Annotated in this window: 9 protein-coding genes; 1 reads left to right on the plus strand and 8 read right to left on the minus strand. The window is 67.9% G+C overall.

Going from position 1 to position 14147, the window contains the following annotated elements; genetic code table 11:
- Positions 1-109 precede the first annotated feature (109 nt).
- From F2Q65_RS11635 to F2Q65_RS11650, 4 genes are all read right to left on the minus strand, one after another.
- The gene (locus tag F2Q65_RS11635) at positions 110-3286 is read right to left on the minus strand and encodes an efflux RND transporter permease subunit (RefSeq protein ID WP_150093559.1); all 3177 of its coding nucleotides are present in this window, start codon (positions 3284-3286) and stop codon (positions 110-112) included.
- Positions 3287-3330: 44 nt separating this feature from the next.
- Positions 3331-4593 (minus strand): efflux RND transporter periplasmic adaptor subunit, encoded by a 1263-nt coding sequence (locus tag F2Q65_RS11640; RefSeq protein ID WP_150093561.1) that lies wholly within the window; start codon positions 4591-4593, stop codon positions 3331-3333.
- Between the two features lie 228 nt (positions 4594-4821).
- Positions 4822-5889, minus strand: a complete 1068-nt coding sequence (locus F2Q65_RS11645) for a DUF1698 domain-containing protein (protein WP_150093563.1) — start codon at positions 5887-5889, stop codon at positions 4822-4824.
- Positions 5890-5896: 7 nt separating this feature from the next.
- Positions 5897-6709 (minus strand): methyltransferase domain-containing protein, encoded by an 813-nt coding sequence (locus F2Q65_RS11650; protein WP_150093565.1) that lies wholly within the window; start codon positions 6707-6709, stop codon positions 5897-5899.
- A gap of 106 nt (positions 6710-6815) precedes the next feature.
- Between F2Q65_RS11650 and ppk1 the strand changes: the two genes are divergently transcribed.
- Complete coding sequence (gene ppk1 / locus F2Q65_RS11655; RefSeq protein ID WP_150093567.1) at positions 6816-9047, plus strand: polyphosphate kinase 1; 2232 nt, start codon at positions 6816-6818, stop codon at positions 9045-9047.
- Positions 9048-9235: 188 nt separating this feature from the next.
- On the opposite strand, the gene F2Q65_RS19690 is transcribed toward ppk1, so the two are convergent.
- The 4 genes from F2Q65_RS19690 to gpmI form a co-directional block, all read right to left on the minus strand.
- Entirely contained in the window at positions 9236-10021 is a 786-nt protein-coding gene (locus tag F2Q65_RS19690; protein ID WP_211354023.1) for a LysM peptidoglycan-binding domain-containing protein, read from the minus strand.
- Between the two features lie 260 nt (positions 10022-10281).
- The gene (sohB, locus tag F2Q65_RS11665) at positions 10282-11328 is read right to left on the minus strand and encodes a protease SohB (RefSeq protein WP_246156166.1); all 1047 of its coding nucleotides are present in this window, start codon (positions 11326-11328) and stop codon (positions 10282-10284) included.
- Positions 11329-11385: 57 nt separating this feature from the next.
- Entirely contained in the window at positions 11386-12225 is an 840-nt protein-coding gene (locus F2Q65_RS11670) for a thymidylate synthase (RefSeq protein WP_150093569.1), read from the minus strand.
- A gap of 61 nt (positions 12226-12286) precedes the next feature.
- Positions 12287-13828, minus strand: coding sequence for a 2,3-bisphosphoglycerate-independent phosphoglycerate mutase (gene gpmI, locus F2Q65_RS11675; RefSeq protein WP_150093571.1), 1542 nt, complete (start codon positions 13826-13828; stop codon positions 12287-12289).
- Positions 13829-14147: the final 319 nt, after the last annotated feature.

Below are 14147 nucleotides of genomic sequence, written 5' to 3' on the forward strand. Positions count from 1 at the left end.
TCGGCGCTCCCCGTGCGGGGCAGGAAGCCCCGCGTGCTGATTTTTGGCCTGGATCGGATCAGGGAGGCCAATAAATCAGCGTCTCCCCGAAGGCCGAGGCAACGGCCGATTAGCGTTCCCCCGGCGCCGCTTCCGGTACCGGCTCAGGAACCAGCTCCGCCGCCCCACCGTCTCCGGATCCAGCCGCTCGCCGGCCGAACAGCCGCCGCAGGCCGTCGTGGGCGCTCTCGTGCAGCGACAGCAGCGCCGGAATGACCAGCAGCACCAGCACGGTGGCGAAGGCGAGGCCGAAGGCGATGGAGGTGGCCATCGGGATCAGGAACTGCGCCTGGTAGGACTTCTCGAACAGCAGCGGCATCAGGCCGGCGACAGTGGTCAGGGAGGTCAGCAGCACCGCCCGCAGGCGCTGGCAGGAGGCCTCGATCAGGGCATCCTGCACCGCCAGGCCGCTCTCGCGCAGCTGCTTGTAGAAGGACACCAGGATGATGGAGTCGTTGACGACGATGCCGGACAGCCCGAACATGCCGAACAGCGACAGGATGGTCAAATCGATGCCCGTCAGCCAGTGGCCGAACAGCGCCCCGGTGAGCCCGAACGGGATCACCGCCATGACCACGAAGGGCCAGCCGTAAGACGCGAACACCCAGGCCAGGATGAGGTAGATCAGCACCAGCCCCAGCAGCAGCCCCTTGCGCATGTCCGACAGGGTGTCGCGCTGGTCGGCGGAGCGGCCCTCGAAGGACGACTCGATGCCGTAGTCGCTGCGCAGCCGTTCCAGTGGCCCCGCTTCCAGCGCCGCGATGATCCGGTCGGCGTTGTTCACCGCGGTGTCCACATCCGCGGTCACCTCCACCGCCAGCCGACCGTCGGCATGGCGCAGCACTTCGAAGCCACGGCGCGAATCCCACCGCGCCACCGCGGTCAGGGGCACCGAGCTGCCGTCCGGCAGGCGCACGTTGAGCCGGTACAGGCTGCCCAGGGAGTCGCGCTCGGCGCGTGGCAGGCGCACCCGCACCTCCACCTCATCGGGGCCGTCCTGGAAGATCTGCACCAGCTGGCCGTCGAAGGCGGCCCGCAACTGGCTGCCCAGGTTCGCCACGGTAAGCCCCAGGGCCTCGCCCGCCGGCGTCAGGGTGTAGATCAGCTGCTCCCGGCCGTAGGCCATGTCGTCTTCCACCTCGAGCACGCCGTCGATGCCCGACAGGGTCTCCGCCAGGTCCGTGGCCGCCAGCTTGAGCCGCTCGGCATCGCGGCCGGTGAGGCGGATGGTCAGGTCGCGCCCCGGCGGCCCCACGCGCCGCGAGGTGATGCTCAGGGTCTCCAGCCCGGCGGGCATGTGGATGCGCTCGCGCCAGGCCTCGATGAACTGGTGATTGCGCACCGAGCGGGCATCCGGCGGCGTCATTTCCAGCTGCAGCGAGCCGAACTGGTCCGACGCCGTGCCGCTGCCGCCGCTCTTGGAGCCATGGAAGGCCACCACGACGTTCACCAGCTGGCCCTGGTCCAGGGCCTCCTCGGTCTCCTGCAGCGTGGCCTCCAGATGATCCAGGAACCGGTCCACCGTCGTCCGCGGGGTGCCGGCGACGAAGGTGACATTGGCGTTGATGATCTGCGACTCCGGCGTCGGGAAGAAGACGAAACTGAGCCGTCCCCCGGCGATGAGTCCGATACCGACGATGAGCAGGGCCAGGGCCGCCGCCAGGGTGACGAAACGGTTGTGGATGGCGGCGGCGGCAAAGGGGCGGAACAACTGGTCGCGAAAGCGATTGAAACCGCCATCCAGCCGTGCCCGCAGGGAGTTCGGCCGGACCTTGTGCGAGTGCACGAAGGCGTTGCGCAGGTGCCCGGGCAAGACCAGGAAGCTCTCCACCACCGAGGCCAGGATGGCACAGATGATCACCAGCGGGATGGCCACCAGGATATTGCCGACGCGCCCGCCCACCAGCATCAGCGGCAGGAAGGCGGCGATGGTGGTCAGCGACGAGGCGATCACCGGCGCCAGCATGCGCCGGGCCCCGCCCTCCGCCGCCCGCAGCGGATCCTCGCCCATCTGGTAGTGGGCCATGGCATCCTCGCCGACGACGATGGCATCGTCGACGATGATGCCAAGGGCCATGATCAGCGCGAACAGCGTCATCATGTTGATGCTGCCGCCGGTGAGGTAGAGGATGAACAGGGTGGTGGCAAAGGACACCGGGATGCCCCAGGCGACCCAGAAGGCGACCCGTCCGGTGAGGAACAGGTACAGGATCAGCACCACCAGGATCAGGCCGCCCAGGCCGTTGCCCACCAGCAGCATGATGCGGTCGCGCACCAGTTCCCAGGAGGCGTCGTAGAGGGTCAGTTCGATGCCCGCCGGCAGCGTCGGCCGGGTGTCTGCCAGCCATTGCTCCAGGACCCGGGCGGCATCCAGGGTGTTGCCGGTCTCCGCGCGGCGCAGCACCATCTCCACCGCCGGCCGGCCGTCGGCGCTCAGGCGCACGCCGTTGTCGCTGGCCACGCGTTCGATCTCGGCGATGTCGCCGAGGTTGACGCGCAGGGCGTCGTCGGTGCGCACCGGCAGGTCGGCGAACTCCAGCGCATCGCGGCGCTTGTCCAGGCTGCGCAGTTCGCGGGTGGCCTCGCCACGGCCGATGGAGCCGGCGGGCAGATCGCGGCTGAAGTCCCCTACCCGCTGACCGATGTCCAGCAACCCGAGGTCCAGCTGCTCCAGCTGCTCGGTGTCCACCTCGATGGCGATCTCTTCGTCGGGCAGACCGTTGATGTCCACCTTGTCGATGCCGCGATCCAGCAGTTCGGTCTCGAAGCGACGGGCCAGGCGCCGCATCTCCGCCGGGTCGTCCAGCCCGGTGATGAGCAGCCGTGCCACCTGCTCGTAGCGCGTGAGCAGCGAGACCTCCGGCTTCTCCGCATCCTGCGGCAGGTTGCGGAACTCGTCGACGAACCGGCGCACCTGATCCAGTGCCAGCAGCGCGTCCGTGCCCTCGTCGAACTCCAGTGTGATGGCGGAGATGCCCTGGCTCGACGTGGAGGTCATCTTGCTCAGATTGTCAGCGGTGCGCAGCCGCTGCTCCAGCGGCTCGGTGATGCCCTCCTCGATGTCCTCGGCGCTGGCCCCGGACCAGACCACGCGCACCTGCACCACATCCAGCTCGAAGGTGGGAAAGAACTGCACATTGAGCCGGTCCAGCGCGAACAGGCCGCTCAGCAGCAGCATCGCCATCAGCAGATTGGCGGCGACCTTGTGATGGGCAAAGAACCCGATCAGGTCACTGCGGTGCTTCATCGGCGGGGTAACGGGTGAACTCCGGGGCGGATCCTGGTGCGCACTCATGGGCGAGACGCCTCAAGCGGCGCCGGTGCATCGACCGGCTCCACGCGCAGCCCGTCCATGGCGTTCGGCAGATGGGTGACGACCAGCGGGTCGCCCGCCTGCAATGCCTCGGCGCGCACCAGCAACTGCTCCCGGCCATCGGCACCGATGCGGCTGCCCAGGGTCTCCACATTCACCCCCTGCAGCCGGCCCTGCTGCAGCTTGTACAGTCGGTCACCGCCATAGACGGCGCCGAAGGGCACCGCCACCGCATCCTCCCGGGCCGGGCGTTTCAGCCGCAGGGACAGGATCTGGCCCAGGCGCAGGGTGTCGGCGCCATCCAGGACCCGGAACAGCCCGTCCACGCCGCTGGGGTCCGCCTCGCCGGCCAGACGGTCCAGTTCCAGCCGCAGGCTCTCGTCGCCAACGCTGGCAACGGCCTGCAGACCCCCGTTCTCTGCGCCGCCGCGGATGAGCTCGCCCTGGTAGGGCGCCGGGATGCGGGCGCGCACCTGCAGGCTGTCCAGCGCGAACATCCGCGCCAGCACCGCCCCCTGGCTCACCTGATCGCCGACGGTGACCGCCACGCCGGTGACGATGCCGTCGTAGGGCGCGCGCACCGTACTGCGCTCATATTCCAGCCGCAGTGCATCCAGCCGCGCCCGGGCACTGCTCAGGCGCGCCTCCAGCGCCCGCAGGCGGCTCGGATGGTCCGCCATGTCCATCTCGCGGTTGCTCACCGCCAGTGCCTGCAAGGCCTCGGCCTGCTCCGCCTCGTCCAGGGCCTGCTCGGCGCCGACATTCTGTGTCTTCAGCCGCTGCTGCCGCGCCACCGCGTCCCGGGCGATCTGCAGCAGCACCTGCTCCTGCTCCAGCGCGCGCCGGTCGGCCTCCTGGCGATGCTGCTCGCTGGCGATCTGGGCCTGCAGATCCTCCACCTCCGCCTCCACCTGGGCGATGCGCGGCAGGAAGTCCCGCGGGTCCAGCCGCACCAGCACCTGGCCGGCGTCGACCCGATCGCCCTCGCGCACGGCCACCTCGGCAACGAAGGCATTGGCCGCCGCCGTGGCCTTGAGCAGGTCCGGTGTCTCGACCCGGCCATACAGCTCCAGCTCGGGGGACAGACGCCGGGGCTCGGCGGCCATCACGGCCACACGCCAGACGCGCTCCTGTACCGCCGGCGGCTCCTGCTCTGGCCGGGTGGACTTGAGCACGCGAAACACGCCGACGGCAACGGCGATCATCAGGACCGGAAGCAGAATCTTGAACGCAACGCGCACGCAGTACACCTTAACTCGTGGAGAAAGTCGTTATGTCCGCGCGGGGCAGGAGGCCCCGCCATTTTTAGCGGCGCAGGCCGCTGAACATGCAGCGATTCGGCAACCGCGTTTTCGAATCGCGTGCTGATTGTTGACCGGGATCGGATCAGGGATGCCCATCAATCAGCGTCTTCTCAGGTATCGATCCGCCAGTGTCGTGCACGACGCCCCAGCAGACAACGACAACCGTCAGCGCTCCGCCAGCAGGATCGCCCGCGTCGGGGCAGGATGACCCTCGACGGTCCGGCACGCATCCGCGGGATCGAGAAAATCCGCCAGGGACTGAAAGCGCATCCAGGCCGTCGCGCGCTGCTCCTCGCCGGTGGTGCGGGTGACATCGACACACCGGACCCGACGCAGCCCAGTCTCTGACAACCATCCGGTCAGACGGTTCAGGGTGGGGATGGCATGCACATTGCGCATCTTCGCATAGCGGCCCGGCGGCCGAAACAGCCCGTCGCCCGGGGCATCCAGGATCAGGGTCTCCAGCACGAGTTCGCCGCCCGGCCGCAACAGCCGGCGCAGACCCGCCAGGTGCTGGGCGGCATCGCGCCGGTGATAGAGCACACCCATGGAGAACACCGTGTCGAACCCCCCGATCGGCGCCCCCGGACCGACAGCCGCTCGGTCAGCCCTGCCCCTGACCAGATCGGTGACCTGATCCGTGACGAGCGGCGGGGCGCCGAACAGGTCCGTATCCGCAAGCGGCAGTACCGCGACCCGCGCATCGCGGATGAAATGGTCCAGGGCGAGAAACTGCAGCACGAAACGCAACGTGGGATCGACACCCAGCACCAGCGCCGCACCGGCGCCGAGGGCGCGGTAGGCGTAGTAGCCGTTGCCGCAGCCCAGGTCCAGCACCAGGCGCCCGTGCAGGGGCGCAATGGCCCGCTGCAGCCTGGTCCATTTCCAGTCCGAGCGCCATTCGCTGTCGATGTGCACGCCGTGCAGGCAGAACGGCCCCTTGCGCCAGGGGTGGAAGGCGTCCAGCCGTTGCGCCAGACGCGCACGCGCCGCCGCATCGAGCGCGGGTTTGCCCGTCCCGCATATGCCGACACCAACACAGGCCCGATCCAGCACGACCTCTGCCGGCGCGATCCACGGCAGGGCCTCGAGGGCGGCGATCCAGTGCGCAAGATCCCCGTGCGCCCCGGGCGACAGCCGCTCGCGCGTCAACCGTTGCAGCCACGGGCGCCAGGGGGCGAGCCGGGTCGCGTCCAGGCGCTGGAAAAAGGGCGCGAAAAGCTGCTCGAGCATGCCGCCGTCAGGCCCAGGCCAGCCAGCCGACGAAGTTCAGGCATTGAAAGAACGGCACCACCCGCTGAAAGCCGGCGGCGCGCAGTCGGTCTTCGTGGGTCTCACGGTCGTCCGGCACCAGCACCCGTTCCAGTGCCGCGCGCTTGCGGCTGACCTCCAGCGCGCTGTAGCCCTGGGTGCGCTTGAACCGTGCATGCAGCGCCGCCATCACCGCATCGGTGGCCTGGTCCGGCCAGACGACCTTCTCCGCAAGAATCAGCACGCCGCCGGGCTCCAGCCCCCGGCGGATGCGCCGCAACAGCGCCAGGCGCTGCGCCCGGGGCAGGAACTGCAGCGTCAGGTTGAGCACGACCACATGCGCGCCGGCGATGGGCAGCTCGAGCACATCGCAGCAGCGGGGCTGCACGCGGCCGTCGGCCACGGCATCGCCCAGGCGCTCGCGCAGGCCGTCGATCATGGCCGGTGCATTGTCCACCGCGATGATGTGCACCGGGGCACCCGGCGGCAGATGGGCCAGGATGCTGGCGCTGCTCGCCCCCAGCGAACAGCCCAGGTCGTAGACCCGCAACGGCCGGATCGGAGACTGGATCGGCGACTCCATCCGCGACCGGATCGGCGGCTGGCTCTGCGGCTGGCTCTTCAGCTGGGTCGTCGCAACATGGGCCGCGACCAGGCCGGTCAGGCGGACCAGTTCCGTGGCGCCGGGCACCGAGCGTCGCAACATGTCGGCAAACACGCGTGCCACGCGGGCATCGAAGACGAAGCCGTCTGCGGGCGCGTCCAGGCCGGCATACAGGGTGTCGCGGGTATCTTGGGTCATGCGCAAATTCCCGTGGCGCAATCCGCCCTTCGCCTTGCTAGGATAGTGGGTTGTGAGATAGGGCAGAACATCAGATCGGCAATCAAGCGTGCAAGGGGGAGTCCGGATGAATGACAACAACCTGTCGGCCCTGGAAGACCAGGCTGAACCGCAGCGGCTGCTAGCCGCCGCCAAGGGCACGATAACGCCCCCGGCGCCGGAAATCGATCTGGATGATCCCTCCCTCTACCTGAACCGTGAACTCACCTGGCTGTCGTTCAACCAGCGCGTGCTGCACGAGGCCGCCGATCCGCGCAATCCGCTGCTGGAGCGGGTCAAGTTCCTGGCCATCGTCAGCAACAACCTGGACGAATTCTTCATGAAGCGCATCGGCGGACTCAAGCAGCAGATTGCCGCCGGCGTGCACACCCTGACTGTCGACGGCCGCACCCCGGCGCAGCAGGTAGCGGAATGCCGCGTCGTGCTGGCCGAGATGCAGCAGGAACAGGAGCGCATCTACGACGAACTGATGCACGCGCTGGAGGAGCACGACATCCGGCTGGTGCGCATCGACGCCCTGGCCGAGGACGCCCGCGGCCGGCTGCGGGAACACTTCCGCACCAACATCTTCCCGATGATCACGCCGCTGGCGATGGACCCGGCGCATCCGTTCCCGTTCATCTCCAACCTCGCGCTCAACCTGCTGGTGACCCTGCGCTACCCCGGCGGCGGCGAGACCTACAAGGCCCGCGTCAAGGTGCCGGTGAGCAAGGATGTGTCCCGGCGCCTGATCCAGGTGGATGACGTCAACACCTTCGTCACCCTCGATGACCTCATCATCAACAACCTGGACATGCTGTTCCCCGGCATGGAGATCGACAGCTGCGCCCTGTTCCGGGTCACCCGCAACGCCATCGTCGAGCCCGAGGAAGAGGCCGCCAACGACCTGCTTGAGCTGATCGAGACCGAACTGCGGGAGCGCCATTTTGCGCCCATCGTGCGCCTGGAGGTGCAGGCCGGCATGATCCCGGTGCACCGCGGCATGCTCGCCGCCGAACTCGGCCTGAACGAGGTCGAGGACGTCGACGAGGTCACCGGCATGATGGCCAAGCGCGACCTGTTCGAGCTGGCCGGGCTGGATTTTCCGGACCTGCACGACAAGCCCCATCGCCCCGGCGACCACCCGTTGCTGGGCAACGACCGGCGCAATATCTTCCACATCATCCGCGAAAACGGCCCGCTGCTGCTGCAGCACCCCTACGAGTCCTTCGCCACCACCGTCGAGCGCTTCCTCGCCACCGCCGCCAAGGACCCCAAGGTGCTGGCCATCAAGATGACGCTGTACCGTACCTCCGGCGGCGCCATACTCGACGCCCTGATCAAGGCCGCCCAGAACGGCAAGCAGGTGGCGGTGCTGGTGGAACTGAAGGCCCGCTTCGACGAGGCGGCCAACATCGGCTGGGCAAGGCGCCTGGAGGCCGAAGGCATCCACGTGACCTACGGCGTGCTGGGGCTCAAGACCCACAGCAAGCTGATCTTCGTGGTGCGCCGCGACTACGCCCAGCTGCGCCGCTACTACCACATCGGCACCGGCAACTACCACGGCGGCACCGCCAAGCTCTACACCGATCTCGGCATGCTCGGCTGCGACGAAGACATCGGCCAGGACCTGACGGAGCTGTTCAATTACCTCACTGGCTATTCACCGCCGCCGAGCTACCGCAAGATCCTGACCGCGCCCTACACGCTGAAGCGGGGCATCCTGGGCAAGATCGAACGCGAGATCGAGATCCATCACGAAGAAGGCGGCGGCCACATCCAGATGAAGATGAACGCACTGGAGGACCCGGACATCACCCGCGCCCTCTACCGCGCCAGCCGCGCCGGGGTGAAGGTGGATCTGCTGGTGCGCGACACCTGCCGCTTCCGTCCCGGTATCCCGGGCCTGTCCGAGGGCGCGCGCGTGGTCAGCATCGTCGGCCGCTTCCTGGAGCATGCGCGGATCCTGTACTTCCGCAACGGCGGCGACGAGGAATACTACATCGGCTCGGCGGACATGATGCGCCGTAATCTCGAGAGCCGGGTCGAGGTCCATGCACCGGTCGAGAATGCGGAACTGCGCCAGGAACTGCGCCTGATCCTGGACGTGCAACTGGCCGACCAGCGCTCCGCCTGGGACATGCAGCCCGACGGCAGCTATGTGCAGCGCATGCCCGCCGACGAAACCGCCAAGGGTGCTCAGGAGACGCTCATCGGCGTTGCCGACAAGCGCCTGGCCGCTGCGGCCAAACACAAGGAGAAGACGCTGCGATCGCGGCTGGTCAGCCACTTCGAGCACCGGTTGGCCAGCACCGGTTGATGACGCCGGGCAACAGCCCGTCAGGGACATGCTGACCGATTCAGCATGGCCCTTGCGGCGCAGGATGCCTCGCCTTTTTTAGTGGCGCAAGCCACTGACAATACAGCGATTCGGAAACCACGTTTTCGAATCGCGTGCTATTTTTTTGGCCTGGCTCGGATTAGTGAGGCCAATAAACCAGCGTCTCCTCAGGGAATGACCAGTTTCATCCCCAGGGAAAGGTCGTCGGGGCTGTCGAGCAGATCCCGGTTGGCCTCGAAGATCCGCCGCCAGGCGTTGGCATCGCCATAGACCTTGGCGCTGATGCGCGACAGCGTGTCGTCGGCCAGCACCTCATAGATGACCGGCACCGGAATCATGGCTGAATCCTGAGCAGCTCTCTGGGCAGCACCCTGATCCGGAACCTGATCCGTCATGGCCCCCTCGCCGTCCGGCTCTGCGCCTTGGCGATCCGTGACCTTGGGGTAAGCCGCACCCGGCTCCGCGGGACTCGCTGAGCCGGCGGCCTGCGCGCCAGCCACTGCAGTCGAGGATGGCGTGGGTTCCGCCACTGTCTGGCGCCCGCTCCCCGCCGTTCCCGCGGCAGCCCGGGCCTCGCTGGTGGCCAGCCGCGCGTTCAATTCCACCACCCGCTGCAGGGCCTCGGCCAGCCGCGTCTTGGCCGTGGCCAGTTCCAGCGCCAGACGTTCGTTCTCGGTCACCATCCGCGCCTGTGCCTCTTCCAGGCCTGCCGCGCGCTTTTCCGCCTTTTCCGCCCGCAACTGGGCCTCCGATGCGGCCTGTTGCTGCTGCTGCAGCCGGGCGCCGAGTTCCGCCAGCTTGTCTTCGGCAACGTCGGCATCCGGCGACCCTTGCGGCAACCCGTCCGCATCGGACAGGGCATCGAGCTGGACCTGCAGCTGCTGCAACAACACCGTCTGGGCATCCAGGCGCTCCAGCACCGCCTGGGGCCAGTCGCCTGATACCAGATCCAAGCCTGCCGGATCAAAGGAAGCCGGTTCAGAGGCTATCCGATCAGCAGCCTGTTCAGCGCGCGACGGCGGGCCGGCGGACGATGGCGTGCCGGATGGCTGAATGCTGGCCGCTTCCGGCTGCCCGGTCTGCTGCCCGTCCGGCTGCAGCCCCGGCGGCGCATCCGCCGCGGTCGCAACCGCCGTGCCCAGCAGCAGTGCCGACAGCACCACTGCCGGGACGGCCGTCCGGCCCCGGGAACAGGATCCGCTGCGGGCCGCCATCATCCGACCCCCCGCGAGACTGCCAGCGGCAGGCGGCTGGCCAGCGCAGACATCCCCAGACGGATGGCGCCGAGCAGGCGATCTAGCGGCCGCTTGTGGGCCTTGTAGCTCAGCCGGTACAGGTCCGCATCGGCGCGCGCAGCCAGCAGATAGTCGTCGCTGGTCTTCAGCGCGTCCACTAGACCCAGGGCCAGAGCCTGCTCGCCGTGCCAGTATTCACCGGTGGCCACCCGCGCCAGGTCCAGGTCCGGCCGATAGGTCTGAATGAAGGACTTGAACAGCTGATGGGTCTCCTCCAGCTGCTCGCGTAGTTTTGCCCGACCCTCGTCGGTATTCTCGCCAAACAGGGTCAGGGTGCGCTTGTACTCGCCAGCGGTGTGCAGTTCGAAATCGACGCCGTTGCGCTCCAGCCAGCGATGGAAGTTGGGCATCTCCGCCAGCACGCCGATCGAGCCCACCACGGCAAAGGGGGCAGCGACGATACGGTTGGCGACACAGGCCATCAGATAGCCGCCACTGGCGGCCACCTTGTCCACCGCCACCGTCAGCGACAGCCCGTGCTCGCGAATGCGCAGCAACTGCGACGCTGCCAGGCCGTGCTCGTGCACGGCGCCACCGGCGTTGTCCAGCCGGACCAGCACCTCGTCCTCGGCATCGGCCTCCATCAGCAAGGCCGACACCACCTCGCGCAGGCCAGCCACCTCCGTGGCCATGATGTCGCCATGAAAATCGATCACGAACACTCGGCGACGGTCGCGCGCCACCGCCTTTGCGCGCTGCTTCTCCTGCTTGCGCTCCTGCTTCATGGCCTGCTTGAAGGCCTTTGGTGGCAGCGTGTTGCGCTTGATCTCGTCGGCCATGTCGGCGAAGCGATGGGTCAGGTTCTGCACCAGCAGTTCACCGTCGTCGTTCTGTCCCAGGTCGCCGACGCGCAGCCGAAGTCGCATCAGCAGCAGGCCGAGCAGCCCGAGGGCGAAGACGAGGGTGAGGGCTTTCGCCAGGAACAGGCCATAGTCGAACAGGGCTTGGATCAGGGCTTCGGTCAAACGCTTGACTCCTGGAACTTTGAGTGAGGGCTAAAGTGGGCGGAAGGCCGGCGAGACTCAGACGGCAATGGGGGCGCGAATGCCCGGGTGCGGCTGATAGCCGACGAAGTCGAAATCCTCAGGCCGGTAGTCGAACAGGCTCCCCGGTCGCCGGGCGATGGCCAGCCGTGGCAGCGGCCGGGGCTCCCTGCGCAGTTGCTCGAACACGATGGCGTCCGTCAGATGGTTGCGGTACAGGTGCAGGTCACCGAAGGTATGCACGAACTCGCCCACGGCCAGATCGGTCTGCTGCGCCACCATGTGCGTCAGCAGCGCATAGCTGGCGATGTTGAACGGCACGCCCAGAAAGAGGTCGGCGCTGCGCTGGTAGAGCTGGCACGACAGGCGCCCTTGCTGCACATAGAACTGGAACAGGCAATGGCAGGGCGCCAGCGCCATGCGCCCGGCAGCGGCGTTATCTGCCGGCGACAGCGCGGGCTGCGGCAGGTCCGCCGGATTCCAGGCCGACACCAGCAGCCGACGCGAGTCGGGGTCCGTGCGGACGGCCTCCACCACCTCGGCGATCTGGTCGATCACGCCCCCGTCCGGCGAGCGCCAGCGACGCCACTGGGCACCGTAGATCGGCCCGAGATCGCCGTCTGCAGCGGCCCATTCGTCCCAGATGGTCACGCCGAGGGCATTCAGCCAGCGGTTGTCGGTGCTACCGGACAGGAACCACAGCAGCTCCGCCACCACGCTTCTGGTATGAATGCGCTTGGTGGTCAGCAGCGGGAAACCGTCCGCCAGGTCGAAGCGGATCTGCCGACCAAACACAGAGCGGGTGCCGACGCCGGTGCGGTCGTCCTTGTCGCAGCCGTTGTCGACGACGTCGCGCAGCAGGTCCAGGTACGACTGCATCAGCGGCGACGGGCCCAGGTGTGCGGCATCCGACCCGACCAACGATGCGCAGGACGGCCCGTCATTCCAGGGGCTCCAGCAGCAGCGACTGGCCGTGCATGCCCTCGGGCTTGGGCAGGCCCATCAGGTGCAGCACAGTGGGGGCGATATCCTCGATGCCGCGGCCGATGGACAGGGCCCATGGGGTCTCGTCCACCACCAGACAGGGTACGGGATAGACCGTGTGGCGCGTGTGCGGCTCGCCGGAGACCGGGTCGATCATCTCGTCGCAGTTGCCGTGATCCGCCGTCAGCAGCACCGAGTAGCCGTGGGCCACGGCGCTGTCGATGACGCGCCCGGCCTCGCGATCGAGTGTGCGCACCGCCTCGATGACGGCCTCGCGCACCGCGGTGTGGCCCACCATGTCGCCGTTGGCAAAGTTGACCACGATGAAGGCGTAGCTCTGGCTCTCGATGGCCTCGATCACTGCATCGGCCACCGCCGCGGCGCTCATCTCGGGCTGCAGGTCATAGGTGGCCACCTTGGGCGACGGGATCAGCCGCCGCTCCTCGCCGGGATAGGGGTCGCTGCGGCCGCCGTTGAAGAAGAAGGTGACATGGGCGTATTTCTCGGTCTCGGCACAGTGGAACTGCGCCAGGCCCGCGTCGCTCAGGACCTGGCCCAGGGTCAGCGGCGGCATCTCGTGATCGAACGCGACGGGCAGCCCGTAGCTGTGGTCGTATTCCATCATGCAGGTGACCCGGGCGGCGCGGAACCCGCCCCGGTCGAAGGCGTCGAATGCCGGCTGGAACAGCGCCGACACCGTCTGCCGCGGCCGGTCCTTGCGAAAGTTGAAGAACACCACCGCATCGTCGTCGCGGATCGGCTCGCCGCCGTGGATCACCGTCGGCACGATGAACTCGTCGTCCTCGCCGGCGGCATAGGCCTGCTCGATGGCCTCGCGGGCGCTGCCGGCGCGACGCCCGGCGGCATGCACCAGGGCATCGAACGCCTGCCGGGTCCGCTCCCAGCGGTGATCCCGGTCCATGGCGTAGTAGCGACCCGAGACCGTGGCGATGCGGCCGCCGACGGCCTCCAGGGCCTTGTTCACCGCTTCCAGATAGGTGATGGCGGAGCGTGGCGCCGTGTCGCGGCCGTCGGTGATCATGTGCACCACCGGGCGCGCGCCGTTGCGCCCGGCGAGATCGATCAGCGCCAGCAGGTGGCGCAGATGACTGTGCACGCCGCCGTCCGACACCAGCCCCATCAGGTGCAGCGGCCGGCCCTGCTCCGCGGCCTGGCGCGCCGCCTTGATCAGCGTCTCGTTGACAAAGAAACTGCCGTCGGCAATGGCGTCATCGATCAGAACCAGGTCCTGGCGCACGATGCAGCCTGAGCCCAGGGTCATGTGGCCGACCTCGGAGTTGCCCATCTGTCCGTCCGGCAGCCCGACGGCGCGCGCGGAGGCCTGCAGCACGGTATGCGGGTTCTGTCCGAACAGGCGGTCGAAATTCGGCGTCTCGGCGATGGCAATGGCATTGTTTGCCTTGCCGGGGTTGGCGCCGAACCCGTCGAGAATGATCAGCACCGTCGGCCGGCGCGGCACGTCGAAGCCCTTGTGCATGGTGGATACCCCAGAATGAAGATGTCAGTGCGATGTCGCATTCGGTGCCCCGCGCGGGCGTACACTTGCGTTGCTGCGCGCAGGTCGGTCGCGCGATTCGGGCTGTGCCGGCCTCCGCCGGCGGATGGCTGACAGTTTACCGGTCCGGGCGGTGGCGAACCACCGACAGTACCGTCACGGAGTCCAGCACGAGACGCTGCCGCCGGTTTATCATAGGCCGACGGCTCCCGGATTCCGACCGCGCCAGAGGCAGGAAACACGCGCAGCGCGTTTCGGTCCGTTCGGAAGACCAACTTAGGACGATCAATTCGGACGATCA

This window comes from Thiohalocapsa marina, from assembly GCF_008632335.1.
GTDB classification, from domain to species: domain Bacteria; phylum Pseudomonadota; class Gammaproteobacteria; order Chromatiales; family Chromatiaceae; genus Thiohalocapsa; species Thiohalocapsa marina.